Genomic DNA, 20435 nt, shown 5'->3' with positions numbered 1-20435 from the left:
GCAAGGGGCCGGCTTTTTCGTGGGTTCTGCCTGGAAAGGGCGCGCTCGCCGTTGCGCATGCGGAACTTCCGACCGTCGCCCCTGTTGGGCGTGGACAAGCAGGGGCGACACAGCATGCATGATCTCGACGGCGGACGGATGATCGATGGAGAGTCGGGCGGGACGGCGGCCTGGCGGCCATCGCGTCGCGGCGCATTGGCGCTGCTGTTGTCGTCTTCTGCACTCGGCCTGCACCCGGCGCTCGGGCAGGGCCAGCCGACCTCCGCGCGGGCACCGAGCTTCGGCTATGAGGACGTCGTGCGCCAGGCGCAGGCGCTGGGCGAGCGGCCCTTCGACGCGGATGCGGCCACGATCCCGGCCGAACTGTCGAAGCTGAGCTATGACAGCTATCGCGAGATCCGCCTGCGGCGCGACAAGGCGTTCTGGAGCGAGGGCGACTCGGATTACCGCCTGCTGCCGTTCCATCTCGGGTTCCTGCACGACAAGCCGGTGCAGCTGCATGTCATCCGTCACGGTGCCGCCATGCCGATTCCCTTCACCACCGCGTTGTTCGAATACGGCAAGGTGCCGGTGCCGAAGGGCCTCTCGCCGTCGCTGGGCTTTGCCGGCTTCGCCGTCACGACGACGCTCAACGATCCCCGCGTGCAGGACGAGGTCATCTCCTTCCTCGGCGCGAGCTATTTCCGGCTGATCGGGCGCGGCCATCATTACGGGTTGTCAGCCCGCTCGCTGGCGCTCGACATCGGCGGCGCGCAGCCTGAGGAGTTCCCGTTCATGCGGGCGCTGTGGCTGGAGGAGCCCGCGCGGGACGCCACGGAGCTGGTGATTTACGCGCTGCTCGATTCGCCCTCGGTGGCCGGGGCCTACCGTTATGTCGTGCGGCCGGGGCAGGAGACCCATGTCGACGTCACCGCGACGATCATTCCGCGCCAGACGATCGCGCGGCTCGGCATCGCCCCGCTCACCTCGATGTTCCAGGCCGGCGAGGGCGATCTGGCCCAGCGCAGCGACTTTCGACCCGAAATCCATGATTCGGACGGTCTGATGATGCAGGCCGGCAGCGGGGAGTGGATCTGGCGGCCGCTGCGCAATCCCAAGACGCTGCGGATTTCGAGCTTTGGCGATACCAATCCGCGCGGCTTCGGCCTGATGCAGCGCGACCGCGACTACGCCAACTACCATGATCTCGAGGCGCATTATCACGCGCGGCCGGGATACTGGATCGCGCCCCAGGGCGAATGGGGCGAGGGCCGGATCGAGCTGATCGAGATTCCCACCGACAACGAGGCCTTCGACAATATCGGCGCCTGCTGGACGCCTAAGACGCCCCTGCCCGTCGGGGAATCGTCCGAGTTCCGCTACCGCCTGACCGCGCTGTCGGCGACGGACCACCTGCATGCCTATGCCCAGACGCAGCACAGCTTCAACGGCTCCGATCTCGAGGACGCGCATGTCGAGGGCCATGGCACCAAGCGTTTCATCGTCGATTTCGCCGGCGGCGATTTGCGCTACCACCTCGCGGCGCCCGAAGAGGTCGAGATCGAGGCCTCGGCCACGGCGGGCACGATCATGGCCACGATCGTCCAGCCCAATGCAGCGGCCGGCGGCTTCCGCGCGATCGTCGATGCGCGTCTGGCCGACGGCGAGACGGCCGATCTTCGCCTGTTCCTGAAGGCGCGTGGGCGGACGCTGTCCGAAACCTGGACCAGCGCCTGGTCGGTGCCGGCGAAGCCAGTGGCGCCGGCGATGCCGGTCGAAAACTGAGGCGCGGGCCGCCGGCCGCATCGACCGGGCGGCAGCAGCATCCGGCTGGGTGACGGAACCTCGGAGCCCCGGCGGCATTTCCCTCCGACACGGGCGCTGACAACGAGGACAGCATGGGCATCATCGGCACGATCATCATCGGGTTTCTGGCGGGCGTCGTCGCGAAATTCATCACGCCGGGTTCGAACGAGCCGTCGGGCTTCATCCTGACGACGATCCTCGGCATCGTCGGCGCCTTCGTCGCGACCTATCTCGGGCAGGCGATGGGCTGGTACGGCCCCGGTGAAGGCGCCGGCCTGATCGGTGCCGTCGTCGGCGCGGTCATCGTGCTCGTCGTCTGGGCCATGCTGTTCAACCGCCGCAGCGCGGCTTGAACGGATCCCTCTTCCCGATCCAGGAGCGACGGTGATGAACGACAATTCAAACAGCGGGTTTCCGTCGATGACGGCGCTGCTCGGGCTCCTGGCGGTCGCGGGCTATCAGAACCGCGACAAGATCGGCGAGTGGCTGCGCGGCGTGGCGCAGGCCGACGACGCTCCCGGCCAGTCCGCGCCGGGCCAGACAAGGCCGGCCGAGACGGACCGGAGCCAGGGCGGGCTTCTCGGCAATCTCGGCGGCATGGTCGGCGCCGGCGGCATCGGCGGGCTTCTGAGCGGCGGACTGGGCGACCTGATCGACCGGTTCAAGCAGGCCGGACAGGGCGAGAAGGCCGAATCCTGGGTCCGGCAGGGCCCCAATCAGGAGATCGCTGCGCCCGATCTGGCGCAGGCGCTGGGCCCGGAGATGATCGAGACGCTGACGCGCCAGACCGGCCTGTCGCGCGACGATCTGCTCGCGCGGCTGTCGAACGTTCTCCCGCAGGCCGTCGACAGCTCGACGCCGGACGGGACGTTCACGCGGGCGGCGATCTGACGTTCCGGATTGCGGGAGATCGCAGGCTTACAGCGCCTTCGCCATCTCCCGCAGCCTGAACTTTTGGATCTTGCCGGTCGAGGTCTTCGGGACTTCGGTGAAGACCACCGTGCGTGGGCATTTGAAGGCCGCCAGATGCTGCCGGCACCAGGCGACGATCTCGGCCTCGGTCGCCGTCTTGCCGGGCTTGAGTTCGACGAAGGCGCAGGGCGTCTCGCCCCATTTCTCGTCGGGCCGCGCGACCACGGCCGCCGCCTGGATCGCCGGATGCTTGTAGAGCGCGTCCTCGACCTCGATCGAGGAGATGTTCTCGCCGCCGGAGATGATGATGTCCTTCGAGCGATCCTTCAGCTGGATGTAGCCGTCCGGATAGCGCACGCCGAGATCGCCGGTGTGGAACCAGCCGCCCGAAAAGGCGGCTTCGGTCGATTTGGCGTTCTTGAGATAGCCCTTCATCACGACATTGCCGCGCATCATCACCTCGCCCATCGTCGCGCCGTCGCGAGGGACGGGCGCCATCGTCTCGGGGTCGAGCACGTCGAGGGCTTCCAGCGCCGGATAGCGCACGCCCTGGCGCGCCTTCAGCGCCGCCTGCTCAGGGGCGGGGAGGGCGTCCCAGGCGCCGTTCCAGTCATTGACGACGGCCGGGCCATAGCACTCGGTCAGCCCGTAGAGATGCGTCACCTCGAAGCCGGCCTGCTTCATGCCGGCCAGCACGGCCTCCGGCGGCGGGGCGGCGGCGGTGAAGAAGGAGACCGTCTGCGGGAAGTCGCGGCGCTCCTCGGCCGGCGCGTTGAGCAGGGCCGACATCACGATCGGCGCGCCGCAGAGATGGGTCACGCCATGGTCGGCCAGCGCGTCATACATCGCCTTGGCGCGGACCTGGCGCAGGCAGACATGGGTGCCGGCGACGAGCGAGATCGACCAGGGGAAGCACCAGCCGTTGCAATGGAACATCGGCAGCGTCCAGAGATAGACCGGGTGCCGGCCCATCTGCCCTGTGAGGATGTTTGAGGTCGCCAGCAGATTGGCGCCGCGGTGGTGATAGACCACGCCCTTGGGGTCGCCGGTGGTGCCGGAGGTGTAGTTCAGCGCGATCGCGTCCCACTCGTCGGCGGGCATCGCCCAAGCGAAATCGGGATCGCCGCCGGCGATGAATTCCTCGTACTCGACGCTGCCGAGCCGCTCGCCGGGACCGTCATAGACCGGGTCGTCATAGTCGATGACCAGGGGCTTCGCCTTGCACAGCGCCAGCGCCTCCTTCATCGTCTTTGAAAATTCGCGGTCGGTGATCACGACCTTGGCCTCGCCATGATCCAGCGAAAACGCGATGATCGCCGCGTCCAGGCGGGTGTTGAGCGTGTTGAGCACGGCCCCGCACATCGGCACGCCGTAATGGCATTCGAGCATGGCGGGCGTATTGGGCAGCATGGCGGCTACGGTGTCGTTCTTGCCGATGCCGTGGCGGGCGAGCGCCGAGGCGAGCCGGCGCGAGCGGGCATAGAATTCGGCGTAAGAGCGCCGCAGCGGGCCATGGATGATTGCGATGTGGTCGGGGAAGACCGAGGCCGCGCGCTCGAGGAAGGGCAGGGGCGTCAGCGGCTGGTGGTTGGCCGGGTTGCGGTCGAGATCGGTGTCGTAGGCGGATGTCGTCATGCGGTGTCCCCTCCCGTTCGGCTTAGCCTCTGCGGGCCTTCACCGTAATCCATCCCTTTGTCCGATAGGGCGCAAGGGGGCACGGGCGCATCAGGTCAGAGCCAGTGCAGTCCCTTCAGCCCGTCATAGGTCAGCTTCAGCCCGACCAGCAGGAGCAAGCTGTAGATGATCTTGTAGAAGCGCTTCACCGGCACCTTCCGGACCAGCCAGACGCCCGCCATCGTCGAGACGATGGCGACCGGCAGCAGCGCCAGCGAGGCGGTGAGGTTGGCGGTCGTGAACTGGCCGAGCGCGATGTAGGGGAAGACCTTGATGACGTTGATCAGCGCGAAGAACAGCGCCCCCGTCCCGACGAAGACGGCCGGCGGCAGCCGCAACGGCATGGTGTAGATCTGGTAGGGCGGCCCGCCGGCATGGGCGATCATGCTGGTGAAGCCCGAGAGCGCGCCCCAGAACGTGCCCTGCGGATAGTTCGACCGCGTCGGCGGCCGCTCGGCTCCGCCGCCGGCGAGCAGGTTGCGCAGCGCGAAGACGACCGAGATCAGGCCGATCGCCAGCACGACGGCGCCGTCCGCCACCCGCGCGGCCAGGAGATAGCCCGCGAAAATGCCGAGGGCGGCGCCGGGCAGCAGCGTCGCCAGCGCGCGGCGGTCGAAATCGCGACGGTAGGACCAGACGGTCACGACATCCTGCGACATCAGCACGGGCAGCATGATCGCGGCCGCCGTCACCGGCGAGACGACCTGCGCCATCAGCGGCAGCGAAAGCAGGCCCAGCCCCGAGAAGCCGCCCTTCGACAGCCCCATGAGAATGACCGCCGGCACCATGGCGGCGAAGAAGGCGGGGTCGAGCAGCATGTCGGGAGGGGTCCGAAAGGCGAAGGCGGGCAATTGCGCCAGATCAACCGTGGCATTTCCCGAAGCGCGGTAGAAGATCAAGGGTGCAGGGGCGTCATGTGCGAAAGTCGCTCTCGACGGCGGTCGGCGCCTCTGTGAAGGGATGGCGACAACAAAAAAGCGAGGGGAGGGTGCCATGACGGAGCAGGGCCGCTACGGCGAGGTCTATGGGCGCTGGCAGGCTGATCCGGAGGGGTTCTGGGCGGAGGCCGCCCGGACGATCGACTGGATCTCGCCGCCGCAGCGCATCTTCGATGCCGCCCAGGGCGCCTATGGCCGCTGGTTCCCGGACGCGACCTGCAACACCTGCTTCAACGCCCTCGACCGGCATGTGCGCGACGGGCGCGGCGAGCAGCCGGCGCTGATCCATGACAGCCCGGTCACGGGCAGCAAGAGCGTCTTCACCTATGCGCAGATGCTGGACGAGGTCGGGGCGCTCGCGGCGGTGCTGCAGGATCTCGGCGTCGGCAAGGGCGACCGCGTCGTCCTCTACATGCCGATGGTGCCGGAAGCGGCCTTCGCCATGCTCGCCTGCGCCCGCATCGGCGCGGTGCATTCGGTCGTGTTCGGCGGATTTGCGGCCAAGGAACTGGCGACGCGCATCGAGGATGCGACGCCCAAGGTCATCCTGGCCGCGACCTGCGGCATCGAGCCCAGCCGCGTCGTCGAATACAAGCCGCTGCTCGACCAGGCCATCGAGCTCTCCGCGCACAAGCCGCAGACCTGCCTGATCCTGCAGCGGCCTCAGGTCGAGGCGTCGATGCACGCCACCCGCGACAAGAACTGGCGCATGCTGGTCGCGGCCGCCAAGGCGCAGGGGCGACGGGCCGAATGCGTCCCCGTCGCGGCGACCGACCCGCTCTACATCCTCTACACCTCCGGCACGACGGGTAAGCCCAAGGGCGTGGTGCGCGACAATGGCGGCCACATGGTCGCGCTGAAGTGGACGATGGACAATCTCTACGGCGTGAAGCCGGGCGAGGTGATGATCACGGCGTCGGATGTCGGCTGGGTCGTCGGCCACAGCTACATCGTCTACGCGCCGCTGATCCAGGGCGCGACCTCGGTGCTCTACGAGGGCAAGCCGGTCGGCACGCCCGATGCCGGCGCCTTCTGGCGGCTGATCGCCGAGCACAAGGCGGTCGTGCTGTTCACGGCGCCCACCGCCTTCCGCGCCATCCGCAAGGAGGATCCGCAGGCGACGCTGCTGCCGGCCTATGACCTTTCGCGGTTCCGGGCGCTGTTCCTGGCGGGCGAGCGGGCCGACCCCGACACGCTGGTCTGGGCGCAGGACATCCTGAAGGTGCCGGTGATCGACCATTGGTGGCAGACCGAGACCGGCTCGCCAATCGTCGGAAATCCGATCGGGCTGGAACTGCTGCCGGTGAAGCCGGGCTCCCCGACGGTGCCGATGCCGGGCTACGACGTGCAATGCGTCGACGAGGGCGGGCGGCCGGTGCCGGCCGGCACGATGGGCGCGATCGTCATCAAGCTGCCGCTGCCGCCCTGCGCCTTGCCGACGCTGTGGCAGGCCGACGAGCGCTTCGTCGAATCCTACCTCGCGGCCTTCCCGGGCTTCTACAACACCTCGGATGCCGGCTTCATCGACGCCGACGGCTACGTCTTCATCATGGGGCGCACCGACGACATCATCAATGTCGCCGGCCATCGCCTCTCGACGGGCGGCATGGAGGAGGTGCTGGCCTCGCATCCGGCGGTGGCGGAATGCGCCGTCGTCGGCATCCGCGACACGATCAAGGGCGAGCAGCCCTGCGGCTTCGTCGTGCTGAAATCCGGCATCACCCAGAGCCCGGATGCGGTCGAGCGCGAACTGGTGGCGCTGGTGCGCGAGAAGATCGGCCCGGTCGCCGCCTTCCGGCTGGCGCTGACGGTCGGGCGGCTGCCCAAGACGCGCTCCGGCAAGATCCTGCGCGCGACGATGAAGAAGATCGCCGATGGCGAGGATTACGCCATGCCGGCGACGATCGAGGACCCCGCCGTGCTGGACGAGATCGGGCTGGCGCTGAAGGCGAAGGGGCTGGGGTAGGGCGCGGGAGCGGATCGCCGGGCTAGAAGCCGATGGTCGCGCCGTTCCACCGGAGCAGGCGCTGCGGCAACTCCAGCCGCATCAGATCCTCGCCGATGATCAGCGGCCCGGCATAGCCGCTCGCGCGAATTTCCTCGGCAAGCAGTGCGGTATCGGCGCCGGGCGGCACGATGTGCGTGATCGCCAGGGCCCTGGCGGCGCGCGAGCGCGCCAGGTCGCCCACCACCTGCGGCGTCATATGGTAGCTCTTCACGGCTGCGACGGTGGCGGCCGTGCGGATGCCGGCGACGACGGGCATCTGGCTCTCGACATAGACTTCGCTGACGAGCAGATCGCAATTCTCGGCGGCCTGCTCGAGGGTCGGGGTGAGGCGGGTGTCCCCGGAGAAAACGATCCGGCTCGTGCCGTCGCTCAGCGTCAGCCCGAAGGCCGGTTCCACCGGTTTGTGGTCCACCAGGAATGCCGTCACGGAGAGGCCCTCGAGTCCGGCGACCGGCCCCTCCTGCAACCCTTCGAAGACGACATCGAGGCCGCTGGCATCGGGACGCTGCTCGAAGGCGATGCGCAAAGCGCGCTCGCGCGCGAAAGCCTCGTACTGGCCCCGCAGATTGGCGAGCGCGGGGGCCGGCGCCAGCACGCGCCAGGGGCGGTTCCGGCCCTGGTGCCAGGACGAGATGACGAGCTGATAGAAGTCGACCAGATGGTCGGAATGCTCATGGGTGACGATGAGCAGATCGATGTCCGCGCCGCGATGCCCGGCCGCGACAAGCCGCTGGCTGACACCCGAACCGCAATCGATCAGCAGCTTGCAGCCGCCGGCCTCGACGAGATGCGAGGGACCGGCGCGCCGCAGGCTGACGGGCGGTGCGCCGGTTCCCAGAAAGGTGAAGGCGAGGCCGGCGCTCATGCCCGAAGCGTGCCAGAGCGAGATCTCATCGGCAAGAAGCGGCCGCTCAGGCGTCGTCGTCCTCGTCGACCGGACGCTTCATCTGCTTGAGCTTGGCGAAGACCGAATTGACGTCGATCGCGGCCTCTTCCTCGCGCTTGGGCTTGCCCATGTCGGCGAAGGTCTGGTTGAGCGGCGCGGGCTCGGGCGCCGTGGTCTCCTCCGTCGGCAGCAGGGTCGAGCCGATTTCGGCGATGACCGCCGGGCGGTCCTTGGCGGCGCGGCCGACCTCGAAGTCGAGATCGATCTGCGAGCACAGGCCGAGGCTGACCGGGTCGATCGGCGACAGGGTCTGGGCGTTCCAGTGCGTGCGGTCGCGGATCTGCGCGATCGTCGACTTGGTCGTGCCGATCAGGCGGATGACCTGCGCGTCCTTGAGCTCGGGGTGGTTGCGCAGCAGCCAGAGAATGGCGTTGGGGCGGTCCTGGCGCTTGGAGACGGGGGTGTAGCGCGGGCCCTTGGCCTTCTTCATCTCCGGCACCTTCACCTTGCGCTCGGCGAGCTTGAGGTGGTGGGCCGGGTTGGCGGCGGCGCGCTCGAGTTCCTCGCGGGTCAGCTGCCCGGAGTTGATCGGGTCCAGCCCCTTGATGCCGGCGGCGACTTCGCCATCGGCGATGCCGCGCACTTCGAGCGGGTGAAGTTTGCAGAACTCGGCGATCTGCTCGAAGGTCAGGGACGTGTTCTCGACCAGCCAGACCGCGGTGGCCTTCGGCATCAGCGGGGGTAACGACACGGGGATGTCTCCTGAATTTCGAAAGCCGGCGCTCGGCCGGGGCAACGTCGCGGACAATAGCTCTCGGGCGCCGACCGGCCTCTTCGGCCGGCCATCCACATCATCGACGATGAACAGGATGGCGCGGCTTATAGGCGAGGCGGGGCCGGCTGTCCAAGAAAAAGCACAACCGGAGCGCGGCTGGCGGCGCTGGAAGCGGCGGTGGCGCCGGCGCGGCATCGCCTCTAATCTGCGCCGTTTCCGCGCAACCGGAGTTCGCCATGTCGCTGTTTCCCGACGACGACCGCCCGAAGCCGAAGTCGGTCCACGAGATCGGGCAGGATCTGTCGATGCTGTCGCTCGAGGAGATCGACCTGCGGGTGGCGGCGCTGCAGCACGAGATCGAACGGCTCGCCGAGGCGCGGGCGAAAAAAGCCGCCTCGCGCAGCGCGGCGGACGCGTTCTTCCGAAAATCCGACTGAAAAAGCGGCAGCTTCGGCCGTCGTTAACGGCTGCTTAACGATTCCAAAGTATGAATCGTCACATCCAGATTGTCTGGATGTGAGTGGCTCCTGCCCGCTCTGTTTGACGCCTCCCTGTTGACCTTCGAGCCGCCTTCGGGCGGCTCTTTTTTTGATCTGTAGCGGCGTTAAGGTTAACGATACCCTACCGTCGCAGGTCCGGAGCATCGGCGCTATCCTTGCGACAACCACGGCATGAGCCGTGACGCGTGCCAAGCGAGTACGGTGTTGTGCCGATGGGAGACAATGCCATGACCGACCTGTTGATTCGTGAAACCGATGCCGATGATGGCGCGATCTCCTTCGCCCGGGGCTTCGTGAAATCCGACGCCTTCATGGTGCTGTTTCGCGAGGGGATGGGCCTCGTCGAGCAGACCGCCGCCTATCTCGACGGGCCGGGCCGGGCTGAATCGGCGGCTTTGCCGCGCGAGGTGGCGCTGAGCTACGCCACCGAGAGCATGCGCCTGACGACGCGGCTGATGCAGATCGCCTCCTGGCTGCTGGTGCAGCGGGCCGTGGCCGAGGGCGAGATGACGGCCGAGCAGGCGCGCGCCGAAAACGACAAGGTCCGCATTCCCGAGCACATGGTCTCGGCAGTCCAGCTCGAGACCGAGGGGCTGCCGCAGGGCCTTCGCGACCTGATGGAGCACTCCTTCCGGCTGCAGGCACGCATCCGCCATCTCGAAGGCCAGATGTCGGCGCAGGCGCCTATCGAGAAGGCCAATCCGGTTCAGGACCAGCTCGCCAACCTCCACGCCCGTCTCGGCATGGCGCGCTGAGCGCCGCCCGCTTGCGACACGGCGTCACGCCGTCAGCAAAGGTTCAAGCGAAAACGGCCCGGTCGAAAGACCGGGCCGTTTTGATTCAGATCAGGACAGGCGAGGCTGCCCGCTGTCAGGTCACGGCCTGACGTTCACTTCTTGCCGAGCGCGCCGATCGCGGAGAAGCGCGAGTTGAAGCGCGAAACGCGGCCGCCGCGGTCCAGCATGTGCTGGGTGCCGCCGGTCCAGGCCGGGTGCGTCGTCGGGTCGATGTCGAGGTTGAGGGTGTCGCCCTCCTTGCCGAGCGTCGAACGCGTGAAGTATTCCGTGCCATTGGTCATGACGACCTTGATGGTGTGGTAGTCGGGATGGATGCCGGTCTTGGCCATGGCTAAATCCTCAAACGTCGATAAACGGGCGTGGTCGACAAGCAGGCAAGCCTGCCCGGCCCGTCGAATAATTCGTATGAGCCTGTCGTGGAGTGGCTTGCCCATATCGCAGCCGGGCCGACAGTGCAAGCAGGACAGGACAAAGACGCGTGCCCGAGCACCAAAAAGACGACAAGAAGGCCCGGCCCGATTTCCGCTCGCTGGCTTCGTTCTGGCCTTATGCGTTGAAGAACAAGGGGCGGATCGGCCTGGCTCTGCTGGCGCTGGTCATCGCCTCGGCGGCCACGCTGGCCTTGCCGATGGCAGTGCGCCGGGTGATCGATGTCGGGTTCTCGGCCGGTGAGCAGCAACTGGCCAACAGCTATTTCATCCTGCTGATCGTCGTCGTGGCGGTGCTGGCGCTGGCGAGTTCGGCGCGGTTCTATCTGGTGATGACGGTTGGCGAGCGCATCGTTGCCGATCTGCGCGCCGACGTGTTCTCGCATCTGACGCGGCTGGAGCCGGCCTTCTTCGATTCGAGCCGGGCCGGCGATCTGGTGTCGCGGCTGACGGCCGACACAACGCAGATCAAGTCGACCTTCGGCTCGACGGCCTCGATCGCGCTGCGCAATGCGATCATGACGATCGGCGCCCTTTCGCTGATGGTGGCCACCAGCCCGCAGCTCTCGGCGATCGTGATCGGGGCGATCCCGCTGATCGTGCTGCCGCTGGTCTTCTCCGGGCGCTCGGTGCGCAAGCGCGCCCGGGCGGCGCAGGACCGGCTGGCCGACGCTTCGGCGTTCGCTTCGGAGGCGGTCGGCGCGATCCGCACGATGCAGTCCTTCGGCGCCTCGCGGCAGACGGCGGCGCGCTTTGCATCGGCGTCCGATGAGGCCTATGGCGCCTCGCGGGCGGCGACCGCCTCGCGCGCGCTGTTGTCGGGCGTGGCGATCTTCCTGGTCAGCGCGAGCGTCGTCTGGGTGCTCTGGACCGGGGCGACCGAGGTGTTCGAGGGCCGCATGACCGGCGGGCGGCTGTCGCAGTTCCTGCTCTATGCGGTGCTGGCGGCGAGCTCGCTCGGGCAGCTCTCCGAGGTCTATGGCGAGATTTCCGCTGCCGCTGGCGCAGCGGGGCGGCTCGGCGAGATCCTGGCGATGAAGCCCGCCATCGCGGCGCCGCCCAACCCGGTGGCGATGCCGCAGCCGCCGCGCGGCGAACTCGCCTTCGAGAACGTCGCCTTCAGCTATCCCGGCCGCAGCGTCTCGGCGCTGTCGCAGCTCAGCTTCACGGTGCGGCCCGGCGAGCGCGTCGCGCTGGTCGGCCCGTCGGGAGCGGGCAAGAGCACGGTGCTGCAATTGGCGCTGCGCTTCTTCGATCCGGCCTCAGGCCGGGTCGTCGTCGACGGCGTCGCCGCGCCCCAGGCCGACCCCGAGGCCTGGCGCGAGCGCTTCGCGCTGGTGCCGCAGGAGCCGACCGTGTTCGGCGTCTCGGTGCGCGACAACATCGCCTATGGCCGCCCCGAGGCCACGCTGGCGCAGGTCGAGGAGGCGGCGCGGCTTGCGGCTGCCGACGTCTTCATCCGGGCGTTGCCTGATGGCTACGACACCGTCGTCGGCGAGCGCGGCGTGACATTGTCGGGCGGGCAGCGACAGCGGCTGGCGATCGCGCGCGCGGTGCTGAAGGACGCACCGATCCTGCTGCTCGACGAGGCGACGAGCGCGCTCGATTCCGAAAGCGAGCGCGCGGTGCAGGATGCGCTGGACGCGCTGATGAAGGGCCGCACCACGCTGGTCGTGGCGCACCGCCTCGCCACCATCCTCTCGGCCGACCGCATTCTGGTGATGGAGGACGGCCGCGTCGTCGAGGAGGGGACGCACGCCGAGCTCAAGGCGCGCGGCGGGCTCTATGCGCGGCTGGCGGCGCTGCAGTTCGGGCTGGAGGCGGCCTGAGCGCCGCCTCGGGGGCCCGCGCTCAGGAGTTCAGGTTGATGGTGTACTTGCCTGCGTTCGGCACGGTGCCCTTGAAGCCGACATTGCGTTCGCCCGAGGCGCAGGTGCCGCCGACGATCTCGCGGGTGATGGCGCGCGAGGGCACGCAGAAGGTCTTGTCGACGCCGGCCTTGGCCGGCCAGTGGACGGTCCGGCCTTCCTTCTCGGCATAGTAGTAGAACAGCGCGGTGTTCCAGCGGGCGACGCTCTTGCAGCCTCCGGCAGGAATCGTCTGCCAGGCGGTCAGCGTCCATTTCTTGGTCGTCTGAGGGACATGGGCCAGCGCGGTGAAGATCTTGGATCCGGTCTTGTTGCAGAAGACGATCTCGGTCTGCTGTTGCTGGGCTAGGGCCGGCGTACCGACCGACATCACGGCGGCGAAGGCCACCAAGGCTGCTATCCTCATCAAAATCCCCCCGCGGAACCCACTCCGTCCCGACCGATCTGACTTCCGCAAGGGCAGCTTTGTCAAACGCGACGTTTGGGCGTCCGCCGAGGGGCTGCGCGTCGGGTTCTGGCGCCTCAGAGCCCGTGCGTGCGTGGATAGGCGCTGGGCTCCGGCGAGGCCCAGCCCGCCAGCAGCTCCGGCTCGGTGCGGAAGATCTCGACCTTGAGGGGGTAGCAGGCGGCGACGTCGCTGGAATGGGTCGTGCTGCAATCGCCGCCGGGGCAGGCCGAGAGCGCGCCGAGCAGGTCGATCTCGGCGAAGAACTCGATGTAGTCGCCCGGGCGGACCGGGCTCGCCTTCATGAAATACTGGTGCGTGTCGCGGGTGAAGCCGGTGCACATGAAGACGTTGAGCACGTCGTGGACATGCCTCTCGGCCTCCTTCACCGGCAGCCCCTTCGCCTTCGCCAGAGCCCGCGTCAGGTTGGAATGGCAGCAATGATGGTAGTCGCCGCCCGAGAGCAGGCGGTTGGTGTAGGGGTCGCAGCGCGTGCCGATGACGTCGTGGATGCCGCCGCCATCCTCGTCCCAGCCATACCAGGCCAGCGTGTCGTGGGTGATCGTCGCCAGGGGCCGCAAGGACGGCATGCTGCTCCAGAGCCGGTCGCCCGTCGAGACATGGGTGGCGTGGAGCTGGCGCGTCTTGCCGCTGAAGAACCGCTCCGTGAGGTCATGCGCATTCCAGAGGTTGAGATCGCCGACCTGCGGGCCGTTCACGCCGACGATGCGGAAGAAGTGGCCGGCAGGGACGTGGAAGGCCTCTGCGTCGCGGGGCGCGACCAGAACCTCGTCGATCTTCGTCAGCTGCTGCCGGGCCTGCGTCAGCAGCGCCATGTCGGGCTTCGGCAGGCTCTCGACGGGGTAGCAGACCGTCGGGGGCGTTGCGCGGCGTTGCGCGGCGTCGGCGGGCTCGGCTGTGGTCATGTCCTTGTCCCCCGATCGGCCGGTCAGCGCGGCGGCAGCGCCGCGTAATAGGCGGCGAGCGCCGCGATCTCCTCGACGCTCATGTTGCGCGCCATGTAGCGCATCTCCTTATGGGCGCGCTTGCCCGTCCGGAACGCCATCATCTGGTTGAAGAGATAGCGCTCGTTCTGCCCGGCGAGATGGGGCACCTCGGTGTCGCGCGCGATGCCGTCCAGGCCATGGCAGGCGGCGCAGTTCTCGACGGCCGACTGGCGGGGCTCGGCCCGGGCCGAGCCAGCGGCCAGTGTCAGAACACAGGCCAGCGCTAGTCCCGTCGCAAATCGCAGGCGGCGCGCGCGCTGGGCGATGGGCCGCCTCATCGCTCGGTGATCTTGAATTCGATGCGGCGGTTGCGGCGCCAGGCGTCGTCGGTGTTGGCGACGTCGAGCGGCTGGTTGTCGCCGAAGCCGGTGGCGGCGATGCGATCGGCCGGGATGCCCTTGGTCACCAGATATTCGACGACCGCGATGGCGCGGCCGGCCGACAGGTGCCAGTTCGACGGGAACTGGGCCGAGCGGATGGGCCGGTTGTCGGTGTGGCCGTCGACGCGCAGGATCCACGGGATGTCCGGCGGCATTTCGCGGCCGAGATCGGCGATGATGGCGCCGAGCTTGTCGAGCTCGCCGCGTCCTTCCGGCTTCAGGACGGCCTGGCCGGCGTCGAAGAAGACCTCGGACTGGAAGACGAAACGGTCGCCGACGACGCGGATGTCGGGCCTGGTGCCGAGCACCTGGCGCAGGCGGCCGAAGAAGTCCGAGCGGTAGCGCGCCAGTTCCTGGACACGCTGGGCCAGCGCGACGTTGAGGCGCGAGCCGAGCTCGGAGATGCGGGCCTGCGATTCCTTGTCCTTCGCCTCGGAGGCGCCGAGCGCCTCCTCCAGCGCGGCGAGCTGGCGGCGCATCGCGACGATCTGCTGGTTGACCATGTCGACTGTGGCCTGGGCGCGGGCCGAGAGCTGCCTTTCGGACTCCAGCGCCTTCTGCGCCTCGCCGAGCTGGGCGGCCTGGTTGCCGGGCTGGGCGTTCAGCATGTCCTGGATGCGGCCGCGCTCGCTCTGCTCGCGGGTCAGCGACGATTGCAGCAATTGCAGGTTTTCCTGCGCCTGCCGGTTGGAGGAGCGCTCCAGTGCCAGCAGGTCGGTCAGTTCCGAAATCTGGCGGTTGAGCCGGTCGAGCGCCGTGTCCTTGCCGGTGAGCTCCTGCGACAGGAAGAATTGCCCGAGCACGAAGACCGAGAGCAGGAAGACGATACCGATCAGCATCGTCGAGAGCGCATCGACGAAGCCCGGCCAGAAATTGACCTCGTCGCGGCGGTGGGAGCGGGAGAGGGCCATGGTGTTTCCGTGTCCCTTAGATCGACGGCTTGCTTAAACGCGTCGTCATCCCGGGCGACCGAAGGGAGACCCGGGATCCATTCCTGACCCGTTCCGGAATGGATCCCGGGTCTGCGCTACGCTCCGCCCGGGACGACGGGGCGCTTTTGGACAGCGCGCTGATCGCGGTCATGGGGCGAGCACGCCGCATCACGGCTCCATCACATTGTCGGCGGTGAGGCGTTCCAGCAGGCGCTTGAGGTCCTTCTCGCGCGAGGCCTGCGCCTCGACCCAGTCGCGGATGAGCTGCTGCTCGGAGCGCATATGCTGGACGAGGCCCTGGATGCCCTCGGCGAGGCTGGCCAGCGCCTGGGTGGCGGCGCGGTTGTTGGCCCCGCTCTCTGTCATCGCGGCGCCGAGCTTGTCGAGCCTGTCGGCGAGCGGGTCTCCGGTCAGGGGCCGCAGCCCCGCGATGGGCGAGGTCCCGGCCGCGGCGGTGCGGGTGCCGAGCCAGCTCTCGACCTCGTTGCGGAAGCGGCGCTGCGCCTGCGCGACCTGCAGTTCGAGGAAACCGAGGATCAGCGAGCCGGCGATGCCGAAGAGCGAGGACGAGAAGGACAGGCCCATGCCGGCGAGCGGGGCGGCGAGGCCGGCCTTGAGCTCGTCGAACAGCACGCCGGCTTCCGCGCCGGTGCGCAGCGACTTGATGACGTTGCCGACCGAGGAGACGGTGTCGAGCAGGCCCCAGAAGGTGCCGAGCAGGCCGAGGAACACCAGAAGCCCGCCGAGATAGCGCAGCACCTCGCGGCCGTCGTCGAGCCGCACAGCGATCGATTCGAGGACGCTGGCGGCCTGGGACGGGGCGAGGCTGCGGCTTTCCAGCGCCGAGAGAACGGGGCCGAGCGGCGCGATGACCTCGCCGCGCCTGATCTGCGCCTGGGCGGGGGCGGCGGCGAGCCGCGTCGCGGCGCGGGCTTCGCTGTGGATGCGCCAGAGCTCGCGCAGCGCGATCAGCACGCCGACGAAGAGCGCGCCAAGGATCAGGCCGTTCAGGCCCGGATTGGTCATGAAGGCGGTGACCAGCCCGGCCTGCAGGATGAAGCCGAGGAAGCCGATCAGCGCCAGGAACACGACCGCGCGGATGACGTAGCGCAGGGGGCGCGAGAAGCGGCTCTCCTCCCGCGCCGGCGCGGCCGTCTCTGTCCCGGCCGCCAAATCCTCGTTCGCCATGCTTAATCTTCCGTTCGCCATCTTGCGGGGGGACTGTCGCTTCCCCTGCCGCGATGATCAAGCGCGAAAGATCAAAGAGATATGACGGGATGGCGAGCTGCTGCCGCGCCGCGGCGCAATTCAGGCCGCCTTCAGCGCAGCGCGCAGGGCCTGCTCGCCGACCTCGTTGCCGCAGATGATGTCGCGCGCCATCGTCGGCTGCTTGCCGTCGAGCGTGCCGAAGGTGCCGCCAGCCTCGCGGATCATCACGGCGCCCGCCGCGAAGTCCCAGGTGTTGAGGTCGCGCTCCCAATAGCCGTCGAAACGCCCGGCCGCGACATAGGCGATGTCGAGCGCGGCGCAGCCCATGCGGCGGACATTGGAGAAGCGCGTCATCACCGCGCCGAGTTCGCGCAGGAAGAGCGGATGGCCGCCCTTGCCGATATGGGGCACGCCCATGCCGATCAGCATCTCGGTCGGCTCGCGGCGGCCCGAGACGCGCATGCGGCGGTTGTTGACATAGGCGCCCTTGCCCTTCTCGGCGATGAAGAGCTCGTCCTTGGCGGCGTCGTAGATGACGCCGGCGATGAACTGGTTGTCGCGCTCCAGCGCCACCGAGATGTTCCAGTGCGGGACGCCGCGCAGGAAGTTGTGGGTGCCGTCGAGCGGGTCGATGTGCCAGCGGTTGCTCTCGTCGGTGCCGGGGACGGCGCCGGCCTCCTCCATCACGAAGCCATAACCCGGGCGCGCCTTCTCCAGCGCGGCGCGGATGATTTCCTCGGCCTTGGTGTCGGCCTTGGAGACGAAGTCGCCCGGCCCCTTGGCCAGGACCTGCAGGTTCTCGACCTCGCCGAAATCGCGCTTCAGGGAGCGGGACGCCTTCATCACGGCGTCGGTCATCACGGTCATCAAGGGGGAGCGGATCATCGGTAACCTCGTTCGCGCCGCTTCGGCGCAGCAGGCGGATGTCGGCAGGCGAGCATCCGGTTCAGACAGCGAGCCCATGGTCCGAGGCGCGGAGGCACGCTCGGGCGGAGGGCTTGAGAAAACTCGCCCGTCCCTTGCTCGCCTGTCAGGGCGACGTCAAGGCCGCGCCCTCGATCCGGTCGGCGGCGAGGCGGGCGGCGCGGCCCTGCTGCTCGGGGTTGAGGCGGTCGAAGAGCTGGGCCAGCGCGGGGTCGTCGAGGCCGCGTGCGCGGGCGGCCAGGTGCCAGGCCGCCGCCTCGATCGAGTCCGGGGGAATGCCGCGGCCGCTCTGGTAGAGCCGGGCGATGCGGTTTTGGGCGATCGGGTTGCCCTTGCCGGCGGCGCGCAGGAAAAGCTTGGCGGCGGCGGTTTCGTCGGCGGCGACGCCGGTGCCGTTGAACAGCATGATCGCATATTCGATCTCGGCAGGCAGGTAGCCGGCGGTGGCCGCCTGGGCCATCCACTGCGCCGCCTGGATGTCGCTCCTGGGCATGCCACGGCCCTGTTTCGCCAGGGTGGCGAGCGCATGCAGCGCGTCGGGAATGCCGCCCTTGGCGGCGATCTCGAGATTCTTGACGGCGCGGCCGTCATCCTCCGGCTGGCCGGTGGCGAGCAGGGCGAGGGCGAGGTTATAATTGGCGGCGGCGTGGCCGGCCGCCGCGGCCTGGCGCAGGAGGACGCCGGCGCGGGCGGGGTCGCGTCGGCCGCTGGCCTCGTCGAGCAACGCGATCGCCAGCGCATAGGTCGCGTTGACGTCGCCGCGCGCGGCGGCCCGCTCATACCATTCGGTGGCGATCTTCTGGTCGGGGCGCACGCCGAGCCCCTGCCGGTAGAGCTCGCCGAGCAGCGTCATCGCGGCTGCGTCCGTGCTGTCGGCCTCGATTCGCTTCAGCGCCTCGCTCAGGGCGCGGCGGTAATGCCCGGTCTGGTAGGCGGCATAGGCGACATCGCGCTCGGCGGCGGCGGCGGGCGGCGCGAAGGCCGGGGCAGTCAGCAGCAGGCCGCTCATCAGAACGAGGCTGGCGAGGCCGCGGCCAGGCCGCTTCATTTGCCCGCCTTCCGGCTGGCGCAGGCGGAGATGGCCTCGTTGGCCTGCGCGACCAGGGCGCGGATGTCCTGCCCCTCCGCGAAGGCCCAGTCTCCGAGCGCGATGAACTCCGCCCCGGTCTCGACCAGCGCCGGCACCGATTCGGCATCCGGCGCATAGGCGACGCAGGGCGTCTCGAAGATCTCGGCCCACCAGCCGGCCCGCTCGATCACGGCCGCCAGCGGCGGCAGGCTGCCATCGGGACGGGGGTCGCCGAACATCACGTAGTCGACGCCGGCCTCGCCGATATCCATGGCATCGTGCCGGGCGCGCAGCCCGCCGGCGCCGATGATGCGCTCGCCCTTCAGGCTGGAGCGCGCCTCGGCCACGGCTTCAGGGCCACCGGTGAGATGGACGCCGTCGGCGCCGCCGCGCGCGGCGACCAGGGCCGAGCCCTCGACGACCAGCGCGACATTGGCCGCCTGCACGGGACCGGCGAGGCGCTTGACGCGTTCGATGCGGCTGCGCTCGTCGCCATCCGTGAGACGCAGCAGGATGGCGGCGATATCGCCGCCGGCCTGGGCCTGCATCAGCTTGAAGGCCATCGCATCGGCATCCGCGACAGGCGGGGTGACGAGCATCAGGCGGGTGGGGGGAGATTGTCTGGTCATGATCGTGCGCGCAAACGGCCCGCGATGGCGTCCAATGTCAAGACTCCGAGGCCCGCCACCAGGCTCCAGAAGGCCGAACCGACGCCAAACAGCGTCAGGCTGGAGGCGGCGACGGCAAAGGCGACGACCGCGGCGAAGCGATGGCTGTCGGAGGAGGTCGCCTGGGCCAGTGCGCCGGTCAGCGAGCCGACCAGGCCCAACCCCGCCACCGCGACGATCACCGCCTTGGGCATGGCGACGATGAGGGCGAGCAGCAGCCCGGCCGTGGCGGCGATGGCGAGCCAGGCGAGGCCATAGACGATGCCGGCCTTCCAGCGCTGGGCGGGATCGGGATGGGTGTCGGGACCGGTGCAGATCGAGGCTGATATCGCGGCCATGTTGACCATATGGGCGCCGAAGGGCGCGGTCAGGAACGAGGCGAGCCCCGTGGCGAACAGGCAGGACGCGACCGGGGGGCGATAGCCCGCCGCCCGCAGCACGGCGAAGCCCGGCAGGTTCTGCGCCGCCATGGTGACGAGATAGAGGGGTATGCCGATGCCGAGCATCGCCGCGATATCGAGGCGCGGTGTGACGAATTCGAGGCCGGTCAGCGACAGACCGCCTGCCGGCCAGGTCGCGAGCCCGCCGGCGAAGGACAAAGCGAGGCCGGCGCCGAGGGCGGCGATGACGCCGAGCAGAGGGTTGATCAGCCGGGCCACCAGAAACACCGCCAGCAGCGGCAGGACGAGGCCGGGCGAGACCCGCATCTCGTCGAAGACGGCGACGACGAAGCGGAAGATCACCCCGGCCAGCATCGCGGCGGCGATCGGCATCGGGATGCGCTCGACCAGCGCGCCGAGCGGCCGCAGCGCGGCGGTCAGCATCATCAGCACTGCGGCGACCAGGAAGGCACCGACGGCGGCGCCCATGTCCAGCCCGCTGGTTGCGGCGATCAGGGCGGCGCCGGGCGTCGACCAGGCACAGATGATCGGCAGGCGGTGGCGCCAGGACAACCAGAGGCTGGCCGCGCCCTTGGCCAGCGCGAGCCCCGCGACCCAGGACACCGTCTGGCCGGGCGTCGCACCCAGCGCCTGCGCGGCCGCCAGCACGACCGCGACCGAGGCGGCGAAGCCGACGAAGGTCGCGACGAAGGCTGAAAAGACGATCGACATGCAGGACCTGTCGGCGGCCGGGGGCGGCGGGGCGGGGGCCTGTTCAATCAGAAAGCACCGCGAGCCGGAAGGGCTTGCGCGAGCAGCCGTCATGCCCGGTGCGAATTGCGGCTGCAGC

21 protein-coding genes are annotated in these 20435 nt (G+C 68.8%); 7 read left to right on the top strand and 14 right to left on the bottom strand.

The window, feature by feature from the left end:
- Positions 1-114 precede the first annotated feature (114 nt).
- From Q8S38_RS16915 to Q8S38_RS16905, 3 genes are all read left to right on the top strand, one after another.
- Positions 115-1764 (top strand): OpgD/OpgG family glucan biosynthesis protein, encoded by a 1650-nt coding sequence (locus Q8S38_RS16915; RefSeq protein ID WP_305681538.1) that lies wholly within the window; start codon positions 115-117, stop codon positions 1762-1764.
- A 113-nt stretch (positions 1765-1877) separates the two neighbouring features.
- The gene (locus tag Q8S38_RS16910) at positions 1878-2138 is read left to right on the top strand and encodes a GlsB/YeaQ/YmgE family stress response membrane protein (RefSeq protein ID WP_305681537.1); all 261 of its coding nucleotides are present in this window, start codon (positions 1878-1880) and stop codon (positions 2136-2138) included.
- Positions 2139-2172: 34 nt separating this feature from the next.
- Positions 2173-2676: a YidB family protein gene (locus Q8S38_RS16905; protein WP_305681536.1), complete on the top strand. Its 504-nt coding sequence runs from the start codon at positions 2173-2175 to the stop codon at positions 2674-2676.
- Between the two features lie 27 nt (positions 2677-2703).
- Here Q8S38_RS16905 and Q8S38_RS16900 read toward each other — a convergent pair whose 3' ends face one another.
- Both Q8S38_RS16900 and Q8S38_RS16895 read right to left on the bottom strand, forming a co-directional pair.
- Positions 2704-4332 carry an acyl-CoA synthetase gene (locus tag Q8S38_RS16900; protein WP_305681535.1) on the bottom strand — a complete coding sequence of 543 codons (1629 nt, stop codon included), beginning with the start codon at positions 4330-4332 and terminating at the stop codon, positions 2704-2706.
- Positions 4333-4427: 95 nt separating this feature from the next.
- A complete protein-coding gene (locus tag Q8S38_RS16895) occupies positions 4428-5189 on the bottom strand; it encodes a sulfite exporter TauE/SafE family protein (protein ID WP_305681534.1) in 762 nt (253 codons plus the stop codon).
- A gap of 175 nt (positions 5190-5364) precedes the next feature.
- On the opposite strand from Q8S38_RS16895, the gene Q8S38_RS16890 reads away from it, so the two are divergent.
- Positions 5365-7275 carry a propionyl-CoA synthetase gene (locus tag Q8S38_RS16890; protein WP_305681533.1) on the top strand — a complete coding sequence of 637 codons (1911 nt, stop codon included), beginning with the start codon at positions 5365-5367 and terminating at the stop codon, positions 7273-7275.
- A 22-nt stretch (positions 7276-7297) separates the two neighbouring features.
- On the opposite strand, the gene Q8S38_RS16885 is transcribed toward Q8S38_RS16890, so the two are convergent.
- Both Q8S38_RS16885 and Q8S38_RS16880 read right to left on the bottom strand, forming a co-directional pair.
- Positions 7298-8182 (bottom strand): MBL fold metallo-hydrolase, encoded by an 885-nt coding sequence (locus Q8S38_RS16885; protein ID WP_305681532.1) that lies wholly within the window; start codon positions 8180-8182, stop codon positions 7298-7300.
- A 46-nt stretch (positions 8183-8228) separates the two neighbouring features.
- Positions 8229-8954: a DUF1013 domain-containing protein gene (locus tag Q8S38_RS16880; RefSeq protein WP_305681531.1), complete on the bottom strand. Its 726-nt coding sequence runs from the start codon at positions 8952-8954 to the stop codon at positions 8229-8231.
- A gap of 260 nt (positions 8955-9214) precedes the next feature.
- Between Q8S38_RS16880 and Q8S38_RS16875 the strand changes: the two genes are divergently transcribed.
- Together Q8S38_RS16875 and rcdA are read left to right on the top strand one after the other, a co-directional pair.
- Positions 9215-9415 carry a DUF1192 domain-containing protein gene (locus tag Q8S38_RS16875; RefSeq protein WP_305681530.1) on the top strand — a complete coding sequence of 67 codons (201 nt, stop codon included), beginning with the start codon at positions 9215-9217 and terminating at the stop codon, positions 9413-9415.
- 290 nt (positions 9416-9705) lie between these two features.
- Positions 9706-10233 carry a protease adaptor protein RcdA gene (gene rcdA, locus Q8S38_RS16870; RefSeq protein WP_305681529.1) on the top strand — a complete coding sequence of 176 codons (528 nt, stop codon included), beginning with the start codon at positions 9706-9708 and terminating at the stop codon, positions 10231-10233.
- Between the two features lie 134 nt (positions 10234-10367).
- Here the strand turns inward: rcdA and rpmE are convergent, their stop codons facing one another.
- Positions 10368-10604 (bottom strand): 50S ribosomal protein L31, encoded by a 237-nt coding sequence (gene rpmE, locus Q8S38_RS16865; protein ID WP_305681528.1) that lies wholly within the window; start codon positions 10602-10604, stop codon positions 10368-10370.
- A gap of 149 nt (positions 10605-10753) precedes the next feature.
- Here rpmE and Q8S38_RS16860 point away from each other — a divergent pair, with 149 nt between their 5' ends.
- Positions 10754-12532: an ABC transporter transmembrane domain-containing protein gene (locus tag Q8S38_RS16860; protein WP_371125905.1), complete on the top strand. Its 1779-nt coding sequence runs from the start codon at positions 10754-10756 to the stop codon at positions 12530-12532.
- Between the two features lie 22 nt (positions 12533-12554).
- On the opposite strand, the gene Q8S38_RS16855 is transcribed toward Q8S38_RS16860, so the two are convergent.
- The 9 genes from Q8S38_RS16855 to Q8S38_RS16815 all read right to left on the bottom strand — a co-directional run bounded on the left by Q8S38_RS16855 (position 12555) and on the right by Q8S38_RS16815 (position 20317).
- A complete protein-coding gene (locus tag Q8S38_RS16855) occupies positions 12555-12959 on the bottom strand; it encodes a DUF1036 domain-containing protein (RefSeq protein WP_305681567.1) in 405 nt (134 codons plus the stop codon).
- A gap of 134 nt (positions 12960-13093) precedes the next feature.
- A complete protein-coding gene (locus Q8S38_RS16850; RefSeq protein WP_305681527.1) occupies positions 13094-13942 on the bottom strand; it encodes an urea carboxylase-associated family protein in 849 nt (282 codons plus the stop codon).
- Positions 13943-13965: 23 nt separating this feature from the next.
- Positions 13966-14301: a c-type cytochrome gene (locus Q8S38_RS16845; RefSeq protein ID WP_305681526.1), complete on the bottom strand. Its 336-nt coding sequence runs from the start codon at positions 14299-14301 to the stop codon at positions 13966-13968.
- Positions 14298-15314: a peptidoglycan -binding protein gene (locus tag Q8S38_RS16840; protein WP_305681525.1), complete on the bottom strand. Its 1017-nt coding sequence runs from the start codon at positions 15312-15314 to the stop codon at positions 14298-14300. Before Q8S38_RS16840 ends, Q8S38_RS16845 begins: the two co-directional genes overlap by 4 nt.
- Positions 15315-15503: 189 nt before the next feature.
- Complete coding sequence (locus tag Q8S38_RS16835) at positions 15504-16523, bottom strand: flagellar motor protein MotA (RefSeq protein ID WP_305681524.1); 1020 nt, start codon at positions 16521-16523, stop codon at positions 15504-15506.
- A 120-nt stretch (positions 16524-16643) separates the two neighbouring features.
- On the bottom strand, positions 16644-17429 hold the full coding sequence (locus Q8S38_RS16830; RefSeq protein WP_305681523.1) for an inositol monophosphatase family protein: 786 nt from the start codon (positions 17427-17429) through the stop codon (positions 16644-16646).
- Between the two features lie 145 nt (positions 17430-17574).
- Positions 17575-18516, bottom strand: a complete 942-nt coding sequence (locus tag Q8S38_RS16825; protein WP_305681522.1) for a tetratricopeptide repeat protein — start codon at positions 18514-18516, stop codon at positions 17575-17577.
- Complete coding sequence (locus Q8S38_RS16820; RefSeq protein ID WP_305681521.1) at positions 18513-19166, bottom strand: thiamine phosphate synthase; 654 nt, start codon at positions 19164-19166, stop codon at positions 18513-18515. The genes Q8S38_RS16825 and Q8S38_RS16820 overlap by 4 nt, the downstream gene beginning before the upstream one ends.
- Positions 19163-20317: a benzoate/H(+) symporter BenE family transporter gene (locus tag Q8S38_RS16815; protein ID WP_305681520.1), complete on the bottom strand. Its 1155-nt coding sequence runs from the start codon at positions 20315-20317 to the stop codon at positions 19163-19165. Before Q8S38_RS16815 ends, Q8S38_RS16820 begins: the two co-directional genes overlap by 4 nt.
- Between the last annotated feature and the right edge of the window lie 118 nt (positions 20318-20435).

Source organism: Allobosea sp. (assembly GCF_030695125.1).
In the GTDB taxonomy this organism is placed as follows: Bacteria; Pseudomonadota; Alphaproteobacteria; order Rhizobiales; family Beijerinckiaceae; genus Allobosea.
This window is presented reverse-complemented; position numbering and strand designations above follow the sequence as displayed.

Excerpts from the sequence above, each read along its gene's own strand:
- Q8S38_RS16915 (WP_305681538.1), top strand. The coding sequence starts at position 115 with ATGCATGATCTCGACGGCGGACGGATGATCGATGGAGAGTCGGGCGGG.
- Q8S38_RS16910 (WP_305681537.1), top strand. The coding sequence starts at position 1,878 with ATGGGCATCATCGGCACGATCATCATCGGGTTTCTGGCGGGCGTCGTC.
- Q8S38_RS16905 (WP_305681536.1), top strand. The coding sequence starts at position 2,173 with ATGAACGACAATTCAAACAGCGGGTTTCCGTCGATGACGGCGCTGCTC.
- Q8S38_RS16900 (WP_305681535.1), bottom strand. The coding sequence starts at position 4,332 with ATGACGACATCCGCCTACGACACCGATCTCGACCGCAACCCGGCCAAC.
- Q8S38_RS16895 (WP_305681534.1), bottom strand. The coding sequence starts at position 5,189 with ATGCTGCTCGACCCCGCCTTCTTCGCCGCCATGGTGCCGGCGGTCATT.
- Q8S38_RS16890 (WP_305681533.1), top strand. The coding sequence starts at position 5,365 with ATGACGGAGCAGGGCCGCTACGGCGAGGTCTATGGGCGCTGGCAGGCT.
- Q8S38_RS16885 (WP_305681532.1), bottom strand. The coding sequence starts at position 8,182 with ATGAGCGCCGGCCTCGCCTTCACCTTTCTGGGAACCGGCGCACCGCCC.
- Q8S38_RS16875 (WP_305681530.1), top strand. The coding sequence starts at position 9,215 with ATGTCGCTGTTTCCCGACGACGACCGCCCGAAGCCGAAGTCGGTCCAC.
- rcdA (WP_305681529.1), top strand. The coding sequence starts at position 9,706 with ATGACCGACCTGTTGATTCGTGAAACCGATGCCGATGATGGCGCGATC.
- rpmE (WP_305681528.1), bottom strand. The coding sequence starts at position 10,604 with ATGGCCAAGACCGGCATCCATCCCGACTACCACACCATCAAGGTCGTC.
- Q8S38_RS16850 (WP_305681527.1), bottom strand. The coding sequence starts at position 13,942 with ATGACCACAGCCGAGCCCGCCGACGCCGCGCAACGCCGCGCAACGCCC.
- Q8S38_RS16845 (WP_305681526.1), bottom strand. The coding sequence starts at position 14,301 with ATGAGGCGGCCCATCGCCCAGCGCGCGCGCCGCCTGCGATTTGCGACG.
- Q8S38_RS16840 (WP_305681525.1), bottom strand. The coding sequence starts at position 15,314 with ATGGCCCTCTCCCGCTCCCACCGCCGCGACGAGGTCAATTTCTGGCCG.
- Q8S38_RS16835 (WP_305681524.1), bottom strand. The coding sequence starts at position 16,523 with ATGGCGAACGAGGATTTGGCGGCCGGGACAGAGACGGCCGCGCCGGCG.
- Q8S38_RS16830 (WP_305681523.1), bottom strand. The coding sequence starts at position 17,429 with ATGATCCGCTCCCCCTTGATGACCGTGATGACCGACGCCGTGATGAAG.
- Q8S38_RS16825 (WP_305681522.1), bottom strand. The coding sequence starts at position 18,516 with ATGAAGCGGCCTGGCCGCGGCCTCGCCAGCCTCGTTCTGATGAGCGGC.
- Q8S38_RS16820 (WP_305681521.1), bottom strand. The coding sequence starts at position 19,166 with ATGACCAGACAATCTCCCCCCACCCGCCTGATGCTCGTCACCCCGCCT.
- Q8S38_RS16815 (WP_305681520.1), bottom strand. The coding sequence starts at position 20,317 with ATGTCGATCGTCTTTTCAGCCTTCGTCGCGACCTTCGTCGGCTTCGCC.